Origin of the sequence: Pantoea sp. RIT-PI-b (assembly GCF_001187905.1) — a bacterium.
Classification (GTDB): Bacteria; Pseudomonadota; Gammaproteobacteria; order Enterobacterales; family Enterobacteriaceae; genus Pantoea; species Pantoea nemavictus.
In genome coordinates this window covers 90,786-113,662 of sequence record NZ_LGIS01000030.1, presented here as the reverse complement: position 1 = coordinate 113,662, position 22,877 = coordinate 90,786, and the positions used below count along the sequence as shown (strand labels likewise).

The following is a 22,877-nucleotide window of genomic DNA, read 5'->3' as shown; positions in this document are numbered from 1 at the left end:
TACTGAATTGTTAAGACGGCAACCTTTCATTTACCTTTCACTCACAGGGAAAAGTAACAGGATGTGATATGCGTCTCTTACTGGTAGAAGATACGGTGGACCTGGCGAGCTGGCTGAAAAAGGCATTGACGCAGAAAGGCTTCGTGGTGGATTGGGTCGCTGATGGCGTGGCAGCGGATCATGTATTACTAAGTGAAAGCTACGCCGTGATGGTATTAGATGTTTCGCTGCCGCGATTGGACGGTTTAGCGGTGCTGGCGCGCCTGCGTAAACGGGGGCAAACGCTGCCGGTACTGTTACTTACGGCGCAAAGTGCGCTAGAGCAGCGGGTACAGGGACTCAACGCCGGTGCAGATGACTATCTTAGTAAACCGTTTGAATTAGATGAGCTTGAGGCCCGTTTACGTGCATTGCTTCGGCGTAGCCAGAGGCAGACAGAGCCGTCGAAAATGGTGGGGCAGTTGGAACGCGATAGCGAGGGCTATTTTCAGTTGAATCATAAGCCGCTATTACTCACACCGCGTGAGTCGAGCGTGTTAACCACGCTGATGCAAAGGCCAGGCCGGCCCGTATCACGGCAGTATCTTTATGAACAAACGTTCACGCTGGCAGACGATGCGAGTCCGGAGAGCATTGAACTCTATGTACATCGGGTTCGCAAAAAACTAGCCGGTAGTGATGTGGTGATTGTTACGCTGCGAGGTCTGGGTTACAGCCTGGAATGCCAAACGTGCGACTAAAACGTTCGCTGCGCGGAGAGTTATTACTTTGGCTGGGAGCACCTTTGCTTTTGCTATGGTGTTTATCCGTTTATACCCACTACCATAGTGCATTGCAGGCGGCCGATCAGGCTTACGATCGTTCATTACTGGCTTCCGCACGTACCGTTGCTGAACGGTTAACCGTGCGCCAGCAGCGCCTTCAGGTTGATGTACCTTGGGTCGTGTTGGATAGCTTTGAGCGCAACATGAACGACCAACTGTTTTATCAGGTGATTTCACCAGAAGGTAAGACGCTGTCGGGTTATGAGGATTTACCACCCTTACCACACAATGCTCCTTTGTCGGATGCATATCCCGCTTTGGTGCATTTTTATGATGCGAATTACCGCAAACAGCCGATTCGGGCTGCCGCATTATGGCAGCCTGTTAATGAAGCTGGCGTTGAAGGCATGGCGTTGGTGCTGGTCGCGGAGACTCTCAATTCCCGGCATGCTTTCGCCGAAAGGCTACTTAAAACGGCGTTGGTCAGCCAAAGTTTTCTGGTGCTGATCGCGCTGGTGCTGGCGAGTTTACTTTTGCAAAAAGTGTTACGTCCGCTGCGCCGTCTCTCTCGAATCATGTTGCGCCGCTCCCCCGGTGAGCTGACGCCGTTGCCCTCATTATTGCCATGGTCTGAACTACAGCCGTTGATCACGGCCTTCAATCGCCATCTGGATCGGCTGCGCGGTCTGCTGGCTCGTCAGGAACGTTTTAGCGCCGATGTTTCGCACCAGCTGCGTACGCCGCTAACTATTCTGAAAACCCAAGTCGGGGTAGCGCTCAATAGTGATGAGCCACAGCAATGGCGTGAGAGCTTAGAGGGCATGCGGCATACACTTAATGATACTGTGCTGCTTACCGACAGACTATTGCAGCTGGCGCAAATTAAAGCACGCCACGGCGAAGACAAACTGTTTTCGAGCGTAAATCTTAGCGAAATCGCCCAACAGGCTTGCCTGAGTAGCTATGCTTCGGCACGCCATAAACAGATTGATCTAGGCTTTGAATGCGAAAGTCCCTGTCATGTACAAGGTGATGCGCTGTTGCTGGCAGAGTTATGTGCCAACCTGCTGGATAACGCCATTAAATACACCCCAGCCTGCGGCACAATCACGGTGCGTTTGCTGAAAAAGGGGCTTGAAATTGAAGACAGTGGGCCAGGTATTGCTAAGGAGTTGCATTCGCAAGCACTGTAGCCTTTTGGTCGCCTCCATTCTGCTTATCAAACGGGGGCAGGCATCGGGCTTGCGCTGGTCAAAGATATTTGCGGCTGGCACGATGCACAGCTACAGCTGGCGCGCAGCCCGCAATTGGGTGGGCTGCGCGTCACCATTAGCTTTCACTGATCTGCGCTTCATTCATGCGCGGCTTGCGTAACGGGGTTTTCAGACGTTGCGCCAGAATTACGCCCACTAACGTCATGCCACCACCAATCCAGTGATAGGCATGCAGCTGCTCATGCAGGAACATCACCGCAATAATCGCCGTAAACGCCGGTACGAAATTCATAAAAATGCTGGTGGTGCTGGCACCCAGACGTTGCACGCCCAGAATCCACAGGAACGGCGCAATAATCGACGCAAACAGTCCGGCATACAGCACCAGCGGCACATTATGCATATTAAGCGTCACGTCCGGCGCGCGCAGGAAACCGGGCAGCAGCAGCAGCACGCCGAAGAAAATCTGCACGTACAGGCTTTGCCAGGTCGGCAGCGGAATGGCCCAGCGCTTGGTCAGCACGCCGTACAAGGCGTAGGAAGTTGATGCCGCCAGCATCATCAGTTCGCCATTGCCGAGACGCTGATTGAGCAGCTGCGCCGGATTGCCTTCGCTCACCAGCCACACTAAACCGGCGAACGACAGCAGGCCGCCAATCAAAATACCGCGGGTTGGCGCGAGGCGCAGCACCACCAGGCTGAGCAGAATGGTCAACAGCGGAATGGTCGCGCCGAGAATTCCCATCATCACCGCCGAAACGCTGTGCGCCGCATAATAGGCGAGACTTTGATACAGCACCATGCCGAGCAGCCCGAGGATCAGCAAGCGCCAGCCGTTGGCTTTAATCGTGTGACGATGGCGCCATACGCCCGGCAGGCAAAACGGCGCCAGCACCACCAGCGCCAATAACCAGCGATAAAAGGAGATCGCCGCAGGATCGATACTTCCTGCCGAGAGTTTGCTGACGATAGTGTTGATCGACCAGATCAGCACCGCGATCAGCGGAAACAGTAAATTCATGATACAGCTCCTCAAATAATCGCGAATAGTTTACGTTTGACCGGTTTAAAGTAGATAGTTAAAATCGGACAATATTCGTTAGTGACCGGACAGAATGAATCTTCAAGTTGAATACCAGCCGCCGATTGATGCGCCTTTACTGCGCTACTTTATGCGTTACGACGAAGTCAACGCGAAGACCGAATACCTGGCGCACGCGCACGATTGGGGGCAGGTAATTTTCGTCACTAGCCACGTGCTGGAGATGGAAGTGGAGGGGGATCGTCTGCTGACGCCCGCAGATATCCCGATCTGGATCCCGGCCGGTCATCGCCACAGCAGCTATAACCACAACGATGCGCGTTTTCGCACCTTCAATCTTGCCGCCGATCTCTGCGCAGGCCTGCCGGAAAAAGCCTGCTTGTTGCATGTCGATGCCATCGCGCACGCCATCATGAATGATTTTGCCCATCGTGAATTGGCGCAGCCGCAAACGCAGGCCGACTGGCGTTTGTGCGAGGTGTTGATTGATCGCCTGCGGCAGGCGCCGGTGCATAACAGCTATTTACCGATGACGGATGACAAATTTCTTGCGCCAATTTTGCGCGCGCTGGAAGCCCATCCCGGCGATAACACCACGCTGGCACAATGGGCGAAGCGCGTGTTTACCACCGAGCGTACGTTAGCGCGACGCTGTCAGCAGCAGCTGAATATGTCGTTCAGCGAGTGGCGGCAGCGTTTACGCTTTCTGCGCGCAATTGCGCTGCTTGAGCAGGGCTGCAGCGTGCAGGGCATCGCCCATGAGCTGGGTTACAGCTCGGCTTCGGCGCTGATTGTGATGTTCCAGCAGCAGGCCGGAACCACGCCCGATCGTTATCGCAGTCGGTTAGGTTAATCCCCGGCTTTATGCCAAAATATGCCCCGTTGATTTCAACCAGACAGGACCGCCGCAGTGAAAATTCTCGTCGATGAAAATATGCCTTATGCCCGTGAACTGTTCAGCCGCACCGGCGATGTGTTAGCGGTGCCGGGACGTCCGTTGCCGGAAGCGGAGCTGCAGGATGCCAGCGGATTGATGGTACGTTCGGTTACCAAAGTGAACGCGGCGCTGCTGGCTGGCACGCCGGTGAAGTTTGTCGGCACCGCGACCGCGGGAACCGATCATATTGATGATGCATCGCTGGCGGCGGCGGGTATCAGTTTCTCTGCTGCGCCAGGGTGTAACGCCATTGCAGTGGTGGAATATGTTTTCTCCTCGCTGCTGCTGCTGGCGGAGCGCGATGGCTTTGAACTGCGCGATCGCACGGTGGGTATTGTTGGCGTGGGTAATGTGGGTGGTCGTCTGCAAAAGCGTCTTGCGGCGTGGGGTGTGAAAACCTTGCTGTGCGATCCTCCGCGCGCCGATCGCGGCGATGAGGAAACCTTCCATTCTCTCGATGAGCTGGTGGCGCAGGCCGATATCCTGACCTTCCACACGCCGCTGTTTAAAGATGGCCCGTATAAGAGCTGGCATCTGGCCGATGCGGCACTGCTGATGGCGCTTAAACCCAACACTATTTTAATCAACGCCTGTCGCGGTCCGGTGGTAGATAACGCCGCGCTGCTGGAAGTGTTGAAGATGCGTCACGATCTTAGCGTGGTGCTGGATGTGTGGGAGCCGGAGCCGGACTTGTCGCTCGACCTGCTGGATAAAGTCGATATCGCCACTGCACATATCGCCGGTTACACGCTGGAAGGTAAAGCGCGCGGTACCACGCAGGTGTTTGAAGCCTGGTGCGACTTTATCGGTCAGCCGCAGCAAGTTGCACTTGAGAGTCTGCTGCCTGCGCCCGAATTTGGCGCGATTACCCTGCGCGGTAAGCTCGATCAGTCAACGCTAAAACGCTTAGTGCATCTGGTGTATGATGTGCGCCGCGACGATGCGCCACTGCGCAAAGTGGCAGCAAAGCCGGGCGAGTTTGATCGCCTGCGCAAGCAGTATGAAGAGCGTCGCGAGTGGTCATCGCTGCAGGTGAATTGCGATGATGCCGAAACGGCGGCGATGCTCAATCAACTGGGCTTTCGCGCCAGTTTGTAAAGATATTTCAATCACCTGCAAAAATGCGGGGGATAATTCCTAAATCTCGGGCGATGTTTTCATCGCCTTCTGTTTTTGTGTCATTGTCTGGAGTAAACCAACATGTCTGACGGCTGGAATATCGCGCTACTGGGCGCAACAGGCGCAGTAGGGAACGCTGTACTGGAACTGCTGGCGGAACGCCAGTTCCCGGTTGGTGAGTTGTATTTACTGGCGAGTGAAAACGGTGCCGGTGAGAACAAACGTTTTGAGGGGCGTACCGTGCTGGTGCAGGATGCGGCCGAGTTTGACTGGACGCAGGTGCAGCTGGCGTTTTTCACCGCCGGACGTGAAGCTTCGGCTCGCTATGCCGAAGAAGCAGCGAGCCAGGGTTGTCTGGTGATTGATAGCAGCGATCTGTTCGCGCTTGAACCGGATGTGCCGCTGGTGGTGCCAGATGTGAACCCACAGGTGCTGGCGGATTATCGCAACCGTAACATCATTACCGTGGCCGACAGCCTGGTGAGCCAGCTGCTGTGCTCCATTAAACCGCTGGTGGATCTGGCTGGTCTGAGCCGTTTGCAGGTGACCAACCTGATTGCCGCTTCCAGCCACGGTAAAGCGGCGGTTGATGGTCTGGCCGGTGAAAGTGCGCGCTTGCTGAACGGCGTGCCTGCCGAGCAGCACTATTTTGGTCGCCAACTGGCGTTCAACATTCTGCCGCTGCTGGCTGACAACAACGGCAGCGTGGAGAGTGAGCGTCGCGTGGTTGAGCAGGTGCGTAAGGTGCTGCAGGACGAAGGTTTGCCGATTGCGGTCAGCAGCGTGCAGGCACCGGTGTTCTACGGCAATGCGCAGATTGTGCATGTGGAGAATCTGCGTCCGCTGTCGGCAGAAGAAGCGCGCGATGAACTCGGCCGCTCTGGTGATATCAACCTGAGTGAAGAGAGCGATTATCCAACGCAAGTGGGCGATGCATCTGGCAGCGACGTGCTGAGCATTGGCTGCGTGCGCAATGATTACGGCATTCCGGAGCTGCTGCAGTTCTGGTCTGTGGCAGACAACATCCGCTTTGGCGGCGCACTGATGGCGGTGAAAACGGCCGAGAAGCTGGTGCAGGAGTATTTCTATTAATGTTGCCTGAAGGTAAGACGCTTAAGCTGGCGTTGGGTATTGAGTACGATGGCAGCCGTTACTACGGCTGGCAGCGACAAAATGAAGTGCGCAGCGTGCAGGAAAAGCTCGAAAAGGCGCTGTCGAAGGTGGCGGATCATCCGGTAGTGGTGTTCTGCGCCGGCCGCACCGATGCGGGTGTGCACGGTACCGGGCAGGTGGTGCATTTCGAAACCACCTCGCCGCGCGCTGATGCAGCCTGGACGCTCGGTGTTAACGCCAATCTGCCCGATGACATCGCGGTACGTTGGGTGAAAGGGGTGCCGGACGATTTCCATGCGCGCTTTAGCGCTACCGCGCGTCGCTATCGCTACGTGATTTATAACCATCGGCTGCGTCCGGCGATTTTAGGTAATGGCATCACCCATTATTACCACCCGCTGGATGTGGAGAAGATGCAGCGCGCTGGCCAGGCGCTGATTGGTGAGAACGATTTCACCTCGTTCCGTGCGGTGCAGTGCCAGTCACGCACCCCGTGGCGCAACGTGATGCATCTCAACGTTTCGCGTCATGGACCGTACGTGGTGGTCGACATCAAAGCCAATGCGTTTGTGCACCATATGGTACGCAATATTGTGGGCAGCCTGATGGAAATCGGCACGGGCAATCAGCCGGAAGAGTGGATGGCGACCTTGCTGGCAGCCAAAGATCGTAAGCTGGCGGCGGCGACGGCCAAAGCCGAGGGACTTTATCTGGTGGCGGTGGATTATCCATCCCACTTTGCATTACCTCAGCCTGCGTTGGGACCGTTGTTCCTCGCGGATTAACCATTAATCTAGGATGTATACCCTAAATAATTCGAGCGGCAGCAAGGCGGCAAGTGGGTGAATCCTCGGGCGCTTACTCCAGTAAGTGATCGAGGTGAGCGCCCGCAGCTAACGAAGCTGCGGCTTGAAGTATGACGGGTATCGGGGAGTTGTCGTTATATGGAGTTTATCCACTTTTTGGTCGATTTTATTCTGCATATTGATGTGCATTTGGCCGAGCTGGTGGCGCAGTACGGCGTGTGGATTTACGCCATTCTGTTCCTGATTCTGTTCTGTGAAACCGGTTTGGTGGTCACGCCATTCCTGCCCGGCGATTCGCTGCTGTTCGTGGCAGGTGCACTGGCGGCCTTGCCGGGTAACGATCTCAACGTGCATCTGATGGTAACGCTGCTGGTGATCGCCGCCATCCTCGGTGATGCGGTGAACTACACTATTGGGCGTCTGTTTGGTGAGAAGCTGTTCAGTAACCCGAACTCGAAAATTTTCCGTCGCAGCTACCTCGATAAAACCCATGCGTTCTACGATCGCCACGGCGGCAAAACCATTATACTTGCGCGCTTTGTACCAATCGTGCGAACCTTTGCCCCCTTTGTGGCGGGGATGGGACATATGTCTTATCGCCACTTCGCGCTCTATAACGTAACGGGTGCACTGCTGTGGGTACTGCTCTTCTCTTACGCCGGTTACCTGTTTGGCGACTTGCCGATTGTGCAGGAGAACCTGAAGCTACTGATTGTCGGCATCATCGTGGTTTCAATACTGCCAGGCGTAATTGAAGTGTGGCGTCATCGCCGCCAGCAGAAGTCACAGTAAGCTCGTTACCAGATTTTTATCCACAGCGTGAACGGGTTGTGGTTTAATGAGCGACATTTACGGCCTGCTGAAGGTGATTTCAGCAGCAATGAGAAGACTGGACCAGGTCAGCATTAAATAGAAAGGTCATCAATGAGCTGGATTGAACGCATACTGAATAAAAGCACTGCCACGCCAACGCGCAAAGCCAGCATCCCGGAAGGGGTGTGGACCAAGTGCGATAGCTGTGGACAGGTGCTATACCGCGCCGAGCTGGAGCGTAACCTCGAGGTCTGCCCGAAGTGCGACCATCACATGCGCATGCACGCCCGTGAGCGTCTGCATAGCATGCTGGATGAAGGTTCGCTGGTTGAGCTGGGTAGCGAGCTGGAACCGAAGGATCTGCTGAAGTTCCGCGATTCCAAGAAGTACAAAGACCGTTTGGTTGCCGCGCAAAAAGACACTGGCGAGAAAGATGCGCTGGTGGCGATGAAAGGCACGCTGCACGGTATGCCGATTGTCGCGGTCGCGTTTGAGTTCTCCTTTATGGGCGGCTCAATGGGCTCTGTGGTTGGTGCGCGCTTTGTGCGTGGCGTTGAGCAGGCGTTGGAAGACAACTGCCCACTGATCTGCTTCTCTGCGTCAGGCGGTGCACGTATGCAGGAAGCGCTGCAGTCGCTGATGCAGATGGCAAAAACCAGTGCTGCACTGGCGAAAATGCAGGAGCGCGGCTTGCCGTACATCTCCGTGCTGACCGACCCAACGATGGGCGGCGTTTCTGCCAGCTTCGCGATGCTGGGCGATCTCAACGTGGCGGAACCGAAAGCGCTGATTGGCTTTGCCGGTCCACGCGTTATCGAGCAGACCGTGCGCGAAAAGCTGCCGCCGGGCTTCCAGCGCAGTGAGTTCCTGATTGAGAAAGGCGCGATCGACATGATCATCCGTCGTCCGGAAATGCGCTTTAAGCTGGCAAGCCTGCTGGCGAAAATGATGAACCTGCCAGCGCCGCTGCAGGATGGTAATCAGCCTGATGTGGCTGAGCCGGAGAGCAACGAAGCCTGACAGGCAACGGAAAGGTGCAGCGATGTTTCTTTCCTCCAATGCACCGTCTACATTGAATACTTAAGGTTGCATCCAACATGGTCAGCTACCTTAAGTTATTCGATGTATTGATTTTGAACGGGACACATGGATACTTCTCTTCCTCAAGCCACGTCGCCTTTGGCCACGTGGCTTCATTATCTTGAGCATCTGCACTCGCAGGCCATTGAACTCGGTCTGGATCGTATTCAACGCGTTGCTGAACGCCTCGACCTGCTCAAACCTGCTCCGTTTGTCTTCACCGTTGCCGGTACTAACGGCAAAGGCACCACCTGTCGCACCCTGGAAACGCTGCTAATCGCTGCCGGTTATCGCGTGGGCGTCTACAGCTCGCCGCATCTGGTGCGTTACACCGAACGCGTACGTGTGCAGGGCGCAGAACTGGATGAAGCGCAGCACAGCGCCAGTTTTGCCGCGATTGAAGACGGGCGCGGTGACATTTCTCTCACTTATTTTGAGTTCGGCACGTTGTCGGCTTTCAATCTGTTCCGCGCGGCGAATCTCGATGTGGTGATTCTCGAAGTTGGCCTTGGCGGACGTCTTGATGCCACCAACATTGTCGATGCCGATGTTTCGGTGATCACCAGCATCGCGCTGGATCACACCGATTGGCTGGGTCCGGATCGCGAAAGCATCGGTCGTGAAAAAGCCGGCGTGTTCCGTGCAGGCAAACCGGCGATAGTCGGTGAAGACGATATGCCGGGCACTATTGCGGATGTCGCGGCCGCGAAGGGCGCATTGCTGCTGCAGCGCAATCGCGACTGGCAGTGGCAGCAAACCGGCAATAGCTGGATGTTGCAGGATGCAAAGGGTGAACTGCGTGATTTACCGTTACCGCAGGTACCTCTACCCAATGCTGCAACCGCACTTACCGCGTTACGTGCATCGGGCTTGAAGGTCAGCGAAGCGATTATCCGTCAGCATCTGCCGCTGGCGATTCTGCCAGGGCGTTTCCAAACGGTGAGCGAAGCGCCGCGCGTGATTCTGGATGTGGCACACAATCCTCATGCCGCTTATTATCTGGCTTCACGTCTGGCCGCTGAGCCGTTAAGTGGTCAGGTGCATGCGGTGGTAGGCATGCTGCATGATAAGGATATTGCCGGTACGCTGGCCGCGTTGGCACCTCAGGTGGATTGCTGGTACTGCGCGCCGCTCGAAGGGCCGCGAGGTGCCTCGGCCGACGAACTGTTGGCTCATCTGGAAAGCGGCGATGCTTACCGCAACGTTGAGGCGGCGTGGCAGGCAGCGCGTCAGCAGGCGCGTCCCGAAGATGTGATTCTGGTGTGTGGTTCTTTCCACACCGTAGCGCAGGTTATGGAATCGATGGCAGCGGAGAACGGCAGTGGCAAGTAAGTTTCAAAATCGCTTAGTCGGCACGGTTATTCTGGTGGCGATTGGCGTCATCGTTTTGCCGGGCCTGCTGGACGGCCAGAAAAAGCATTATAAAGAGGAGTTCGCCGCCATCCCGCTGGTGCCAAAACCGGACGATCAGCAGGATAGCGAAATGGTGCCGCCGGTGACGCAACCGCTGCCTTCGCAGCCACCGGAAGGGGCTGGCGCGGCGCAGAACCCGGAGAGCGGTAAAACCGCCACCAACGGGAGCGCACAGCCGACGCAGAACAGCGAGCCCAGCGTCGTCACGCCGCCGCCGGTGCATCAACAGGTGCAGCCGAAACCGGTGGAACAGCCGAAGCCAAAACCGGTTGAGCAGCCGAAACCGAAACCGGTGGAACAGTCGAAGCCTAAACCGGTTGAGCAACCGAAGCCGAAGCCAGTCGAACAGCCGAAGCCGGTTGAGCAGCCAAAACCGGTAGAAACGCCGAAGCAAAATGAGCCCGCAGCGCCAGCCGGTCAGGCGTTTGTGGTACAGCTCGGTGCCCTGAAGAACGCGGCGAAAGTGAGTGAGATTGTGGCGCAACTGCGTCTCTCGGGCTATCGCGCCTTTACCGTGCCGTCAACGCCGGTGCAGGGGCAAATCACTCGCATTTATGTCGGTCCGGATGCGAATAAGGCCAAGCTACAAGGTTCATTGAGTGAGCTGCAAAGCATCTCCGGCCTCGGTGGTGTGGTGAAACCGTATAGCGCGCGATAAAGCGTTGATAAGCCGCGCCGATGGCAGTAAAAGGCGCGGCTTTATAAAATTTTTGTAGCGAAGCGCGGCCATAAAATCATTAAATATCAGTGGATTAAATCGCTGGTAATACACAGGGCGAGGAAAGTTTTTTTCATCGCCCTTTTTACGGAAACAGAACCGGAAAACCCTACGCAAACGTTTTCTTTTTCTGTTAGAATGCGCCCCGAACTGGATGCAGGGGTGCGATAGCACTGGGCTGGAAGAGTTCATGATCTGGATTGATTACGTCATTATTGCGGTAGTTGGTTTTTCGGCTCTGGTCAGCCTGATTCGTGGGTTTGTCCGGGAAGCCTTATCTCTCGTTACCTGGGGATGTGCGTTTTTTGTCGCCAGTCATTATTACGCCTACCTTGCAGTCTGGTTTACAGGTTTTGACGACGAACTGGTTCGCAACGGCATCGCCATCGCGGTGTTATTCGTTGCCACTCTGATTGTGGGTGCCATCGTGAACTATGTGATCGGCTCGCTGGTTGAAAAAACCGGCTTGTCAGGAACCGACAGGGTGTTGGGGGTCTGTTTTGGGGCGTTGCGTGGCGTACTGATCGTGTCTGCTATGCTGTTCTTCCTCGATACATTCACCGGCTTTTCCAAAAGCCCCGACTGGCAACAGTCGCAACTTATTCCCGAGTTCAGTTACATCATCAGGTGGTTTTTCGATTACCTGAAAAGCACGTCGAGTTTTTTACCCCGGTGACACCATCGGGAGTGCGGCTAATGAGGAAATGACAATATGTGCGGTATTGTTGGTATCACCGGTTTTATGCCAGTAAACCAGTCAATCTATGACGCGTTAACGGTGCTTCAGCACCGCGGGCAGGATGCCGCCGGCATTTGTACCATCGATGCTATTAACTGCTTCCGTTTGCGTAAAGCCAACGGTCTGGTAAGCGATGTGTTCGAAGCGCGTCACATGCAGCGTTTACAGGGCAACATCGGGATTGGTCATGTGCGCTACCCAACGGCAGGCAGCTCCAGCGCCTCTGAAGCGCAACCTTTCTACGTGAACTCCCCTTATGGCATCACCCTGGCGCATAACGGTAACCTGACCAACGCGCACGAACTGCGTAAGCAGCTGTTCGAAACGGGCCGCCGTCACGTTAATACCACCTCAGATTCCGAAATCCTGCTGAACATTTTTGCGCAGGAGCTGGACCGTTTTCAGCACTATCCGCTGGAAGCTGACAACATTTTTGCTGCGGTGGCGGCGGTGCATCAGCAGGTGCGCGGCGCTTACGCGGTCGTTTCTATGATTATCGGCCACGGTATGGTCGCTTTCCGCGATCCCAACGGTATTCGTCCGCTGGTGCTGGGCAAACGCGTCATTGCCGACGGCCGCACGGAATACATGGTTGCGTCTGAAAGCGTTGCGCTGGACACGCTGGGCTTCGAGTTCATTCGTGACGTAGCGCCGGGCGAAGCGGTGTATATCACCGAGCAGGGCCAGCTCTCTACCCGTCAGTGTGCGGAAAACCCGAAAACCAATCCATGCCTGTTCGAGTACGTCTATTTTGCGCGTCCGGACTCATTCCTCGACAAAATCTCGGTGTACAGCGCCCGTGTGCGTATGGGCACCAAGCTGGGTGATAAAATTGCCCGCGAGTGGGAAGATCTGGATATCGACGTGGTGATTCCGATTCCGGAAACCTCAACCGATATTGCGCTGGAAATTGCCCGTATCCTCGATAAACCTTATCGTCAGGGATTCGTGAAAAACCGCTATGTTGGCCGCACCTTTATCATGCCGGGCCAGCAGCTGCGTCGCAGCGCGGTTCGCCGCAAGCTGAACGCCAACCGTGCCGAGTTCCGCGATAAAAACGTACTGTTGGTGGATGACTCCATCGTCCGTGGCACCACCTCGGAGCAGATTATCGAGATGGCGCGTGAAGCGGGTGCGAAGCGGGTTTACCTGGCTTCTGCAGCGCCGGAAATTCGTTTCCCGAACGTGTACGGCATTGATATGCCTAGCGCTACTGAGCTGATCGCGCACGGTCGTGAAGTGGAAGAGATTCGTCAGCTGATTAAAGCCGATGCGTTAATTTTCCAGGACCTGAACGATCTGATCGAAGCGGTGCGTGAAGAGAATCCGGATATCGCGCAGTTCGAGTGTTCGGTATTCAACGGCATTTACGTCACCAAGGATGTCGACCAGCAGTACCTTGAGTATCTGCAGTCGCTGCGTAATGACGACTCTAAAGCCATTGCACGTCAGACAGAAGTTGAAGGTCTGGAACTGCACAACGAAGGCTAAGCTCAACGTTGTGGCAGAATGAAAAGCAGGGCGGGCGCAATCCCGCCCTGTTTGTTTTTGTATTTTTGTTCAGCGAGCCGCTATCATTGCCGCAATCTGAACCAGCAAGGCTAAATTATGAAACGACTGATCATTGGCATTTCCGGCGCCAGCGGCGCAATTTACGGCGTGCGGATGTTGCAGGTACTGCAACCGCTGACGGAAGTGGAAACCCATTTGGTGATCAGTCCCGCCGCACGCCAAACCCTGGCGCTGGAAACCGATTTCAGCCTGCGTGAGGTGCAAGCGATGGCCGATGTGGTGCACGACGTGCGCGATATTGCCGCAAGCATCTCTTCCGGCTCCTACAAAACCCTCGGCATGGCGATTGCGCCGTGTTCGATGAAAACGCTCTCCGGTATTGTGCATAGCTACAGCGATAGCCTGCTGACGCGTGCCGCGGATGTGGTGCTGAAAGAGCAGCGTAAGCTGGTGCTGTGCGTGCGCGAAACGCCGCTGCATCTGGGGCATCTGCGCATGATGACCACGGCAGCTGAACTCGGTGCGCTGATTATGCCGCCGGTACCGGCGTTTTATCACCGTCCCCAATCAATTGGCGATTTGGTCGATCAAACCGTCAATCGCGTACTCGATCAGTTTGATATCGAACTGCCGGAAGACCTTTTCACTCGCTGGAGCGGCGCATAATGGTGCAGTGATGCACTGACTGTGTGCAAATTCGGGGGCGCGATCACTGTTCGTGCATCTTGTGCACCAAAAGTTAACAATGTCGCTTTTTCTTCCTCACACCACTGTTATATTTCCCTCACAAACTAAGTGCTTGCGCCGCTTATCGGCGCGGTATTTAGTGCGCCTGTGCAGCGTTTAGCCGATTCGCATAACTGGCATGAAACGTGCACATCTTACTGCGCAAACCAACACATCACGCACTACATAACAATAAGCACTTCACTTGAGGGTTACCTATGAAAAAGCGAGTTTTGGCTCTTTCTCTGATGCTGGCAATGGCAAGTAGCGCGAGTGTCTTCGCCGCTGTGCCGCAGTCGCTGCGTATCGGAACTGACCCGACTTATCCGCCATTCGAATCCAAGAACGCGCAGGGCCAGCTGGTTGGCTTTGATATCGATCTGGCCAACGAAATTTGTAAGCGTATCAAGACAAAATGTACTTATGTAGAAAGTGATTTCGATGCGCTGATTCCTTCGCTAAAGGCGAAGAAAATTGACGCCATCATCTCTTCTCTCTCTATTACCGAGAAGCGCCAGGAAGAGATCAACTTCTCTGAAAAACTGTACGCGGCAAATGCTCGCTTAGTGGCGCCGAAAGGCTCAACGCTGCAGCCAACCATTGAATCACTGAAAGGCAAAAACATCGGTCTGCTGCAGGGCACCACCCAGGAAACCTATGCAAAAGAGTACTGGCAGCCGAAAGGCGTCACCGTTACGCCATACGCTAACCAGGACCTGGTATATCAGGACCTGAATGCGGGTCGTATCGATGCCGCGTTCCAGGATGAAGTTCAAGCGAGCGAAGGCTTCCTCAAGCAGCCGGTCGGCGCAAAATATGCATTTGCTGGTCCAGCGGTTAAAGACGATAAAATCTTTGGCGTCGGTACCGGTATGGGCTTGCGTAAAGATGACGCGGATCTGAAGGCAGCGATCGATAAAGCCTTTGGCGAAATGCGTAAAGACGGTACTTACGACAAGATTGCGAAAAAGTATTTCGACTTTAACGTGTACGGCGACTAACAATTCTGTTCCTGACCCTGTTCTTTGAGTTGCAGGAAGGTTGGTCATAAGTATTCACTCCGGGCGCTTACTTATGTAAACTGCCCGGCTTCATACGCTTGCCGCCATCCATCCTGCGATTCAAATTTCCTGGTTAGGACTGTCCGTCAGTTGGGCAGCGTTTGTAATTTACCCTCACGACAGGATTGAACTCATGTTGTATGGCTATTCCGAAGTAATCCTCAAGGGCACCCTTGTGACGCTGGAGCTGGCGCTCAGCTCGGTGCTGCTGGCGGTGGTGCTCGGCCTGGTTGGCGCGGGCGCCAAACTCTCCCGCAATCGCCCGCTGGCGATGCTGTTCGAAGGCTACACCACCTTAATTCGTGGTGTTCCCGACTTAGTATTGATGCTGCTGATCTTCTACGGTCTGCAGATCGCCCTGAATACCCTCACCGATGCGCTGGGACTGGCCCAGTTTGATATCGACCCGATGGTCGCCGGTATCATTACGCTTGGCTTTATCTACGGCGCCTACTTTACCGAAACCTTCCGGGGTGCCTTTCTCGCCGTGCCTCGAGGACAGATCGAAGCGGCAACCGCCTTCGGTTTTACTGGCTCGCAGACCTTCCGGCGTATTCTATTCCCGGCGATGATGCGCTTTGCGCTGCCGGGCATCGGCAACAACTGGCAGGTCATTCTGAAAGCGACTGCGCTGGTGTCGCTGCTGGGGCTGGAAGATGTGGTGAAAGCCACGCAGCTGGCAGGTAAAAGTACCTGGCAGCCGTTCTACTTCGCCATTGTGGCAGGTGTGATTTATCTGGTATTTACCACGCTGTCGAACGGCGTGCTGTGGTGGCTTGAACGTCGCTACACGGTGGGTGTGAAAAGGGCAGAGCTATGATTGAGATTATTCAGGAGTACTGGAAACAGCTGCTCTGGACCGATGGTTATCGTTTTACCGGTATCGCGATTACCTTGTGGTTGTTGATCCTTTCTGTGGTGATCGGCGGTTCTTTGGCGGTGTTGCTGGCGATTGCGCGCGTCTCCTCCAACCGCTTTATCTCTACACCGGTGTGGCTATTCACTTACGTGTTTCGCGGCACGCCGCTGTATGTGCAGCTGCTGGTGTTCTACTCCGGCATGTACACGCTGGAAGTGGTGAAAGGCACTGAGTTGCTGAATGCCTTCTTCCGCAGCGGACTGAACTGTACGCTGCTGGCGTTTACGCTCAATACCTGCGCCTATACCACCGAAATCTTTGCTGGCGCGATTCGTTCGGTGCCGCACGGTGAAATTGAAGCGGCACGCGCCTATGGCTTCTCCCCGTTTAAACTCTATCGCTGCATCATTCTGCCTTCGGCACTGCGCACGGCGCTGCCGGCGTACAGCAATGAAGTGATCCTGATGCTGCACTCCACTGCGCTGGCGTTCACTGCCACGGTGCCGGATCTGTTAAAAATTGCGCGCGATATCAACTCGGCCACCTATCAGCCGTTTACCGCGTTTGGCATTGCAGCGGTGCTGTATCTGATAATCTCTTACGGGTTGATTAGCTTGTTCCGCAAAGCCGAACAACGCTTCCTGGCACACGTAAAACCTTCTTCATCGCACTGAGTATCACTATGGCTGACAATAAATTAAGCGTTACCGAACTGCACAAACGTTACGGTGAGCATGAAGTTCTAAAAGGCGTATCACTGCAAGCCAACGCCGGCGATGTGATCAGCATTATTGGCTCGTCCGGTTCCGGGAAAAGTACCTTTTTACGCTGCATTAACTTCCTCGAGAAACCGAGCGAAGGCACCATTACCGTTAACAATCAGCAGATCAACCTGGTGCGCGACACCGATGGTCAGCTCAAAGTTGCGAACAAAGAGCAGCTGCGTATGCTGCGTACCCGTCTGACGATGGTGTTTCAGCACTTCAACCTGTGGAGCCACATGACGGTGCTGGATAACGTCACCGAAGCGCCGATTCAGGTGCTGGGGCTGAGCAAGGCCGAAGCGCGCGAACGGGCGATTAAGTATCTGGATAAGGTTGGTATTGATGCGCGTGCGCGCGCCAAATATCCGGTGCATCTCTCTGGCGGTCAGCAGCAGCGCGTGTCGATTGCGCGTGCTCTGGCGATGGAGCCTGAAGTGTTGCTGTTTGACGAACCGACCTCGGCGCTCGATCCAGAGTTAGTCGGTGAAGTGCTGCGCATTATGCAGAAGCTGGCCGAAGAGGGGAAAACCATGGTGGTGGTGACGCACGAGATGGAGTTTGCTCGTCACGTCTCTAATCATGTGATCTTCCTGCATCAGGGCAAAATCGAAGAGCAGGGCACGCCGGATGAGCTGTTTGGTAACCCGAAAAGCCCGCGCCTGCAGCAGTTTTTGAAGGGATCGTTAAAGTAGTTTTGGAATAGTGCTGGCTGGTCTGTGCTCGCTGCCCCCCACCTCGGTCCTCCCCCATAAATGGGGAAGGAAGATGCTGCAATATGTGCGTACTGATGCAGCATGTGGCAGCGTCTCCTTCCCCCGCTAGCGGGGGAAGGCCGGGATGGGGGACAGCCAGCACGTTCTAATCCCGCAACAATCTCAGCGCCGTATCCTCATCGGTCACCAAACCTGACACCCAGCCGCCCTGCAGCGCGGCGCGAATCGCTGGATACTTACGTTCACTGCCGGCAAAGCCGATAATCTGGCGCTGCGTCTGGCTTTCCAGCAAGACGCTGGTGAGCAGCTCATCGGTTTCACCCAACACGCGTTCGCCTTGCTGATTGAAAAAGTGCCCGAGCATTTCGCCAACCACGCCGCGTGCGTTGAGTGCAGCCACTTGCGCATCGGTAATAAAGCCTTCGGCATGTAGCGGGCAACCTGGCTGTACTTCGCCAATGCCGACGAAGGCTACATCTGCCTGCAACGCGCGTAGCGTGACGCGTTGATAGACCTGATGCTGAATCCACATCGCCTTGTCTTCGGGTGTATCGGCATACAGCGGTGCAGGGATGAAAAAATACTTACCCTGCATCTTCTCCGCCATCTTCAGCGGCACGTCATAGCGCGTACCTGAATCGTCTCGCGCAATCGCGCCAATCATCGAAACGCACTGATGCTGTGGTCGTTCAACCCAGGGAAGCGCATCGATCATTGAACGCAATGTCTTGCCCGAACCGATGCCAAATACCTGCGGTTGCTCTTCGCTGATATATTGCGCCATCACCGCTGCGCCTTCCACGGCCAACATCTGCTGGATGGCCTCATCATCAAGGTTGGCTGAAGGCACGACACGGCACAGCTGCAGAGCAAACCTCTGCTGCACTTCGCGCGCCAGTTGCAAACAATGGGTGACGGGATGCTCAATCTTCACGCTCACCATGCCCATTTCCCGTGCGTTGGACACTAAACGCTGCGCCACCTGACGCGACAGTCCCAACGCACGCGCAATCTCCTGCTGTGTCACCCCAGCGACGTAATACATCCAGGCCGCACGTGCTGCCAGTTCTTGTTTTTTCTCTTCTCTGCTCATCGCGCTGTTCCGTCAAAACCGGTGCGCCATGTTAACGCGAGAAGGCCGCTAAGTGTTAACTGAGCAAAAGCCCTAAAAAAGAGCAAAAGTATTAATTGTGATTCAGTTCGCAGAACCTGGCTTACCGCACACACTATGCTACACGATATCGGGCAAATGCCCTTAATCGTGGCAAATGTTTATTTTGAGGCGGCTATGACAAATAATTCAGTGTGGATGCACATTGGCGCAGGTTCATTTCACCGTGCACATCAGGCGTGGTATCTGCATAAATTACGCGAGCAGGGCGATGAGTGCTGGGGCATTGCACTCGGTAATATCCGCAGCGACGCTGCGCCGCTGCTACAGCAACTCGCCGCGCAGAGTGGCGAGTACGTACTGGAAACCGTTACTCCTGAAGGCGAACGCGCCTACGAAACCATCACTTCACTGCGCAAAATTCTGCCTTGGGACAGCGACATCAGCGCGTTAGTTGAGCAGGGTGCTAAAACAGAAACCCGCGTAATCAGCTTCACCGTTACCGAAGCCGGTTACTATTTGACGCCGGAACATGAACTTGATCTTGAACAGGCGGATGTGCAGGCCGATGTGAAAGGCGATATCCGCACCATTTATGGCGCTCTGGCGCGTATTCTCTCCCAACGACTGGCAAAGGGCGGCGCGCCCGTCACGCTGCTCAACTGCGATAACCTGCGCCATAACGGCGAACGTTTCCGTCACGGCTTCCTCGCGTTTCTCGCAGCGCAGGGCGATCGGGCATTGGCAGATTGGGTACGCACCAGCACAACGTCACCCAACACGATGGTCGATCGCATCACGCCACGCCCGACGCCAGATGTGGCTGAGCGGGTAAATGCTGCCACCGGCAAAGACGATGGCGCGGCGGTAATGGCCGAATCCTTTATTCAGTGGGTGATTGAGGATGATTTCATTGCCGGTCGTCCGCCGTTGGAAAAGGTGGGCGTTGAGCTGGTGGAGTCAGTATTGCCGTGGGAAGAGGCAAAAATCCGCATCCTCAACGCGACGCATGCCGCAATTGCCTGGGCAGGCACGCTGATTGGCCTCAATTACATTGACGACAGCACGCGTCAGCCGGCGATTTATCAATTGGCGTATGACTATGTGACGCAGGACGTGATGCCTTCGCTGTCGCCGAGCCCGTTGAATTTGGCGGATTATCGCGATGTGGTTCTGGCGCGCTTCAGTAATCCCTTCATCAAAGACACCAATCAGCGCGTTGGCGCCGATGGTCTGTCGAAAATCCCTGGCATGGTGACGCCAACGCTGCGCGAATGCTATCAGCGCGGCGCAGAACCGGCTGCCACCGCCGTGCTGCCTGCGCTGTTCTTCCTGTTCCTGCAACGTTGGGCTGATGATGATCTGCCTTACACCTATCAGGATGGCGTGCTGCAGGCCGATGCGCTGCGTCAGCAGTTTAGCCGGTCCGATGCCCTTACTGCATTCCTCAGCGACAGCGCGTTGTTTGGCGAACTGGCGCAGGACAAAGCGTTCCATGCGCTGGTGACCCGCACCGTTGCTGACCTGCAGAAGTGGCTGAAACAGCCGCAACCTGCGCTGGCTGAAGGGTAAGGAGCGCGTCATGTATCTCGGAATCGATATTGGTACTTCTGAACTCAAAGCGCTGCTCATCAATGCGCAGGGCGACATCGTCGCGACTCATCACGCCGCGCTTAGCGTGCAGCGTTCGCATGCCCACTGGGCCGAGCAGGATCCTGAATGCTGGTGGCAGGCCTGCGGTGAGGTGTTGGCCGGATTGCGCCAACAGGCCGCAGCGGCGTGGAGCGAGATTCGTGCTATTGGCTTGTCGGGACAAATGCACGGCGCGGTGCTGCTGGATAACCAGGGCGAGGTGTTGCGTCCTTGCATCCTGTGGAATGACACGCGTAGCGCAGCGCAATGTGCAGCACTCAGCGCGCAACATCCGGAAATGATGCAGCTGAGCGGCAACATGATCATGCCGGGCTTTACCGCACCAAAGCTGCGTTGGGTAGCGGAACATGAGCCGGAGATTTTTCAGCGCATCGATAAGGTGCTGCTGCCAAAAGATTATCTGCGCTGGCGTTTGACCGGACGCTTTGTCAGCGAACCTTCGGACGCGGCGGGTACGCTGTGGCTTGATGTCGCCAAACGCGACTGGTCCGACGAACTGTTAGCCATTAGCGGATTGACGCGCACCCACATGCCCGAACTGGTGGAAGGCAGTGCAGTTAGCGCCACGCTGAAAGCCGAACTGGCAAGCCAGTGGGGCATATCGGCCTCGGTTAGCGTGGCGGGCGGCGGCGGCGATAACGCGGCATCGGCGGTGGGAGTCGGCGCGGTCAATCCGGGAGATGCCTTTATCTCTCTGGGTACTTCCGGCGTGATTTTCGTGGTTAACGATCGTCTGCTGGCCGATCCACAATCTGGCGTGCATGCCTTTTGCCACGCCTTGCCTGGGCGCTGGCACCAGATGAGCGTAATGCTCAGCGCCGCCAGCTGTCTGCGCTGGCTATGCAATCTGTTGTCGGTCACGGAAAGCCAGCTGATGGACGAGATGGCACCGCTCAGCGAGGAACAACGGCGTCATGCGCCGCTGTTCCTGCCCTATCTTTCTGGCGAACGCACGCCGCACAACGATCCTGATGCCTGCGGCTCCTTCTTCAATCTGCGCCATGAAACACCACGTGCGCTGCTGGGTTACGCGGTGATTGAAGGCGTGGCTTTTGGTCTGGCCGATGGATTGGCGGTGCTGGGTGATGCGCAGCAGCAGATTCGTCAATGCAGCCTGACCGGCGGCGGGGCACGCAGCACGCTGTGGGCCCAGCTGATTGCGGATGTGCTGCAACTGCCCATCGTCACGCATCCCGCCAGCGCCTCCGGCGCTTTGGGCGCAGCACGTCTGGCGTGGTTGGCCGATGGTGGTGCCGAGCGCGATGTCTGTCTTAAGCCGCCGGTGCAGGCGCGCTATCAGCCGGATGCCGGGCGCGGCAAGGTGCTGCACCAGCGATTGCATCTGTTCCGCACACTCTACGAACAGCAACAGCAGGCGCGGGCGCTGTTGCCTGCCTAACTCCAGACAGAGGATGAATGAGATGCAATCGAATGAATACTGGTTTGGCTTACCGAAAAAGATGTTCTGGGGCTTCCTCGCCATCGCCATCTTTATGGCAGGTGACGGCTTTGAGATGGCGTTTTTATCGCGTCATATCACCGATATGGGCTTCACCCCTGCGCAGTCGGCGGTGGTGTTTACCTTTTATGGACTTGCCGCTGCGCTGGCTGCGTGGGCCTCGGGCGTGGTGGCGGAGCTGATTACCCCGCAGCGCGCCATGATGATTGGCTTCGTATTGTGGATCGTGATGCACACGCTGTTTATGTCGCTTGGTCTGGGGATGCGTAACTATCCGCTGATGGTGCTGTTCTATGGCATTCGCGGCCTGGCGTATCCGTTATTCATCTACTCGTTCATGATGATGCTGGTGCAGGTGCTGCCGCGGGAAAAACTGGCGGCCGCGACCGGTTGGTTCTGGGCGATGTACTCGGTTGGCATCGGTGTGGTTGGCAGCTATTTACCGAGCCTCACCATTCCCATGCTGGGCGAAACCGGTACGCTGTGGCTGGCGATCGTATGGGTGGCGTGTGGCGGTGTGCTGGCTTACTTTAGCTTGCGCCACGTACCTGTTGACCGTTCGCGCGTCAATCTGCCGATGCGCGACAAAATGACCGAAATGTCGCGGGCCGTCACCATTCTGTTCACCAATCAGCACGTGTTTTATGCCTGTCTGATTCGCATCATTAACACGCTGTCGCTGTTTGGCTTCGCCATTATCATGCCGCTGCTGTTCGTTGATCGCCTTGGCTTTACCATTTCCGAATGGCTGCAGATCTGGGCGGTGTTCTTCTTTGTCACCATCTTTACTAACATCTTCTGGGGCATCACCGGCGAGAAACTGGGATGGATTCGTCAGGTGCGCTGGTTTGGCTGTGTCGGCATGGCAATTTCCAGCCTGGCATTCTATTACCTGCCAGTGTATGCCGGGCATAACTTCTGGGTGGCGCTGATTCCGGCGGTGATGTTGGGGATTTTTGTCGCGGCTTTTGTGCCAATGACGGCCGTGTTCCCGACGCTGGAGCCGCATCACAAAGGGGCTGCCGTATCGATTTACAACCTGTCGGCGGGATTGAGTAACTTCGTGGCACCCGCGATTGCTTCGGTGATGCTACCGTTCTTCGACATCGTGGGCGTGGTGTGGGCGTATACCGGATTGTATGTGTTTGCCGGCGTGCTGACCTTTATCATTCGCGTACCGCAGCCGGGTCATACACGTGAACCTGTGGCGTTGAAATCTCGCGTCGCGCAACAGCGCAGTTAATACCTCAGGGCGGCCGAC

At 55.7% G+C, this 22,877-nt stretch carries 21 protein-coding genes and 1 pseudogene; 20 read left to right on the top strand and 2 right to left on the bottom strand.

All coding sequences use genetic code 11. The features are described from left to right. The first annotated feature begins 68 nt into the window (after nucleotides 1-68). Together tctD and AC790_RS19745 are read left to right on the top strand one after the other, a co-directional pair. Nucleotides 69-740 (top strand): transcriptional regulator TctD, encoded by a 672-nt coding sequence (tctD, locus tag AC790_RS19750; protein WP_049852904.1) that lies wholly within the window; start codon nucleotides 69-71, stop codon nucleotides 738-740. Further along, nucleotides 731-2,107 (top strand): annotated as a pseudogene (locus AC790_RS19745) (sensor histidine kinase N-terminal domain-containing protein). Before tctD ends, AC790_RS19745 begins: the two are co-directional and overlap by 10 nt. On the opposite strand, the gene AC790_RS19740 reads toward AC790_RS19745, so the two are convergent. Then, the gene (locus AC790_RS19740; protein WP_049852903.1) at nucleotides 2,094-2,999 is read right to left on the bottom strand and encodes a DMT family transporter; all 906 of its coding nucleotides are present in this window, start codon (nucleotides 2,997-2,999) and stop codon (nucleotides 2,094-2,096) included. The pseudogene AC790_RS19745 and the gene AC790_RS19740 sit on opposite strands and share 14 nt — an antisense overlap. Before the next feature lie 94 nt (nucleotides 3,000-3,093). Between AC790_RS19740 and AC790_RS19735 the strand changes: the two genes are divergently transcribed. The 15 genes from AC790_RS19735 (at nucleotide 3,094) to hisP (ending at nucleotide 17,372) form a co-directional block, all read left to right on the top strand. Next, nucleotides 3,094-3,873, top strand: a complete 780-nt coding sequence (locus AC790_RS19735; RefSeq protein ID WP_049852902.1) for a helix-turn-helix domain-containing protein — start codon at nucleotides 3,094-3,096, stop codon at nucleotides 3,871-3,873. Nucleotides 3,874-3,930: 57 nt separating this feature from the next. Beyond that, on the top strand, nucleotides 3,931-5,055 hold the full coding sequence (gene pdxB / locus AC790_RS19730) for a 4-phosphoerythronate dehydrogenase PdxB (protein ID WP_049852901.1): 1,125 nt from the start codon (nucleotides 3,931-3,933) through the stop codon (nucleotides 5,053-5,055). A gap of 102 nt (nucleotides 5,056-5,157) precedes the next feature. Continuing rightward, nucleotides 5,158-6,168, top strand: coding sequence for an aspartate-semialdehyde dehydrogenase (locus tag AC790_RS19725; protein ID WP_007889262.1), 1,011 nt, complete (start codon nucleotides 5,158-5,160; stop codon nucleotides 6,166-6,168). Further along, nucleotides 6,168-6,974: a tRNA pseudouridine(38-40) synthase TruA gene (gene truA, locus AC790_RS19720; protein ID WP_369817632.1), complete on the top strand. Its 807-nt coding sequence runs from the start codon at nucleotides 6,168-6,170 to the stop codon at nucleotides 6,972-6,974. The genes AC790_RS19725 and truA overlap by 1 nt, the downstream gene beginning before the upstream one ends. A gap of 159 nt (nucleotides 6,975-7,133) precedes the next feature. After that, nucleotides 7,134-7,787, top strand: a complete 654-nt coding sequence (locus AC790_RS19715; protein ID WP_007889266.1) for a DedA family protein — start codon at nucleotides 7,134-7,136, stop codon at nucleotides 7,785-7,787. A 132-nt stretch (nucleotides 7,788-7,919) separates the two neighbouring features. Beyond that, the gene (gene accD / locus AC790_RS19710) at nucleotides 7,920-8,828 is read left to right on the top strand and encodes an acetyl-CoA carboxylase, carboxyltransferase subunit beta (RefSeq protein WP_007889268.1); all 909 of its coding nucleotides are present in this window, start codon (nucleotides 7,920-7,922) and stop codon (nucleotides 8,826-8,828) included. Between the two features lie 126 nt (nucleotides 8,829-8,954). After that, on the top strand, nucleotides 8,955-10,220 hold the full coding sequence (gene folC / locus AC790_RS19705) for a bifunctional tetrahydrofolate synthase/dihydrofolate synthase (RefSeq protein ID WP_049852900.1): 1,266 nt from the start codon (nucleotides 8,955-8,957) through the stop codon (nucleotides 10,218-10,220). Continuing rightward, nucleotides 10,210-10,959 (top strand): cell division protein DedD, encoded by a 750-nt coding sequence (gene dedD, locus AC790_RS19700; RefSeq protein WP_049852899.1) that lies wholly within the window; start codon nucleotides 10,210-10,212, stop codon nucleotides 10,957-10,959. The genes folC and dedD overlap by 11 nt, the downstream gene beginning before the upstream one ends. A 250-nt stretch (nucleotides 10,960-11,209) precedes the next feature. Continuing rightward, nucleotides 11,210-11,695, top strand: coding sequence for a colicin V production protein (gene cvpA, locus AC790_RS19695; protein WP_007889274.1), 486 nt, complete (start codon nucleotides 11,210-11,212; stop codon nucleotides 11,693-11,695). A 36-nt stretch (nucleotides 11,696-11,731) separates the two neighbouring features. After that, entirely contained in the window at nucleotides 11,732-13,249 is a 1,518-nt protein-coding gene (gene purF, locus AC790_RS19690) for an amidophosphoribosyltransferase (protein WP_007889277.1), read from the top strand. Between the two features lie 117 nt (nucleotides 13,250-13,366). Beyond that, nucleotides 13,367-13,936 (top strand): UbiX family flavin prenyltransferase, encoded by a 570-nt coding sequence (locus tag AC790_RS19685; RefSeq protein WP_007889281.1) that lies wholly within the window; start codon nucleotides 13,367-13,369, stop codon nucleotides 13,934-13,936. 278 nt (nucleotides 13,937-14,214) lie between these two features. Continuing rightward, on the top strand, nucleotides 14,215-14,997 hold the full coding sequence (gene argT, locus AC790_RS19680; protein ID WP_007889282.1) for a lysine/arginine/ornithine ABC transporter substrate-binding protein ArgT: 783 nt from the start codon (nucleotides 14,215-14,217) through the stop codon (nucleotides 14,995-14,997). A 193-nt stretch (nucleotides 14,998-15,190) separates the two neighbouring features. Next, a complete protein-coding gene (locus AC790_RS19675; protein WP_007889283.1) occupies nucleotides 15,191-15,877 on the top strand; it encodes a histidine ABC transporter permease HisQ in 687 nt (228 codons plus the stop codon). Next, nucleotides 15,874-16,590 (top strand): ABC transporter permease, encoded by a 717-nt coding sequence (locus tag AC790_RS19670; protein ID WP_049852898.1) that lies wholly within the window; start codon nucleotides 15,874-15,876, stop codon nucleotides 16,588-16,590. The genes AC790_RS19675 and AC790_RS19670 overlap by 4 nt, the downstream gene beginning before the upstream one ends. 8 nt (nucleotides 16,591-16,598) lie before the next feature. Beyond that, a complete protein-coding gene (hisP, locus tag AC790_RS19665) occupies nucleotides 16,599-17,372 on the top strand; it encodes a histidine ABC transporter ATP-binding protein HisP (protein WP_007889285.1) in 774 nt (257 codons plus the stop codon). Nucleotides 17,373-17,538: 166 nt separating this feature from the next. On the opposite strand, the gene AC790_RS19660 is transcribed toward hisP, so the two are convergent. Continuing rightward, on the bottom strand, nucleotides 17,539-18,486 hold the full coding sequence (locus AC790_RS19660) for a sugar-binding transcriptional regulator (RefSeq protein ID WP_049852897.1): 948 nt from the start codon (nucleotides 18,484-18,486) through the stop codon (nucleotides 17,539-17,541). 195 nt (nucleotides 18,487-18,681) lie between these two features. Here AC790_RS19660 and dalD point away from each other — a divergent pair, with 195 nt between their 5' ends. From dalD to AC790_RS19645, 3 genes are read left to right on the top strand one after another with little or no spacing between them, the layout of a single operon-like run. Continuing rightward, nucleotides 18,682-20,076 carry a D-arabinitol 4-dehydrogenase gene (dalD, locus tag AC790_RS19655; protein WP_049852896.1) on the top strand — a complete coding sequence of 465 codons (1,395 nt, stop codon included), beginning with the start codon at nucleotides 18,682-18,684 and terminating at the stop codon, nucleotides 20,074-20,076. Nucleotides 20,077-20,086: 10 nt separating this feature from the next. After that, nucleotides 20,087-21,556, top strand: coding sequence for a xylulokinase (xylB, locus tag AC790_RS19650; RefSeq protein ID WP_049852895.1), 1,470 nt, complete (start codon nucleotides 20,087-20,089; stop codon nucleotides 21,554-21,556). Nucleotides 21,557-21,578: 22 nt separating this feature from the next. After that, nucleotides 21,579-22,859 (top strand): MFS transporter, encoded by a 1,281-nt coding sequence (locus tag AC790_RS19645; protein WP_049852894.1) that lies wholly within the window; start codon nucleotides 21,579-21,581, stop codon nucleotides 22,857-22,859. The last annotated feature ends 18 nt before the right edge of the window (nucleotides 22,860-22,877 follow it).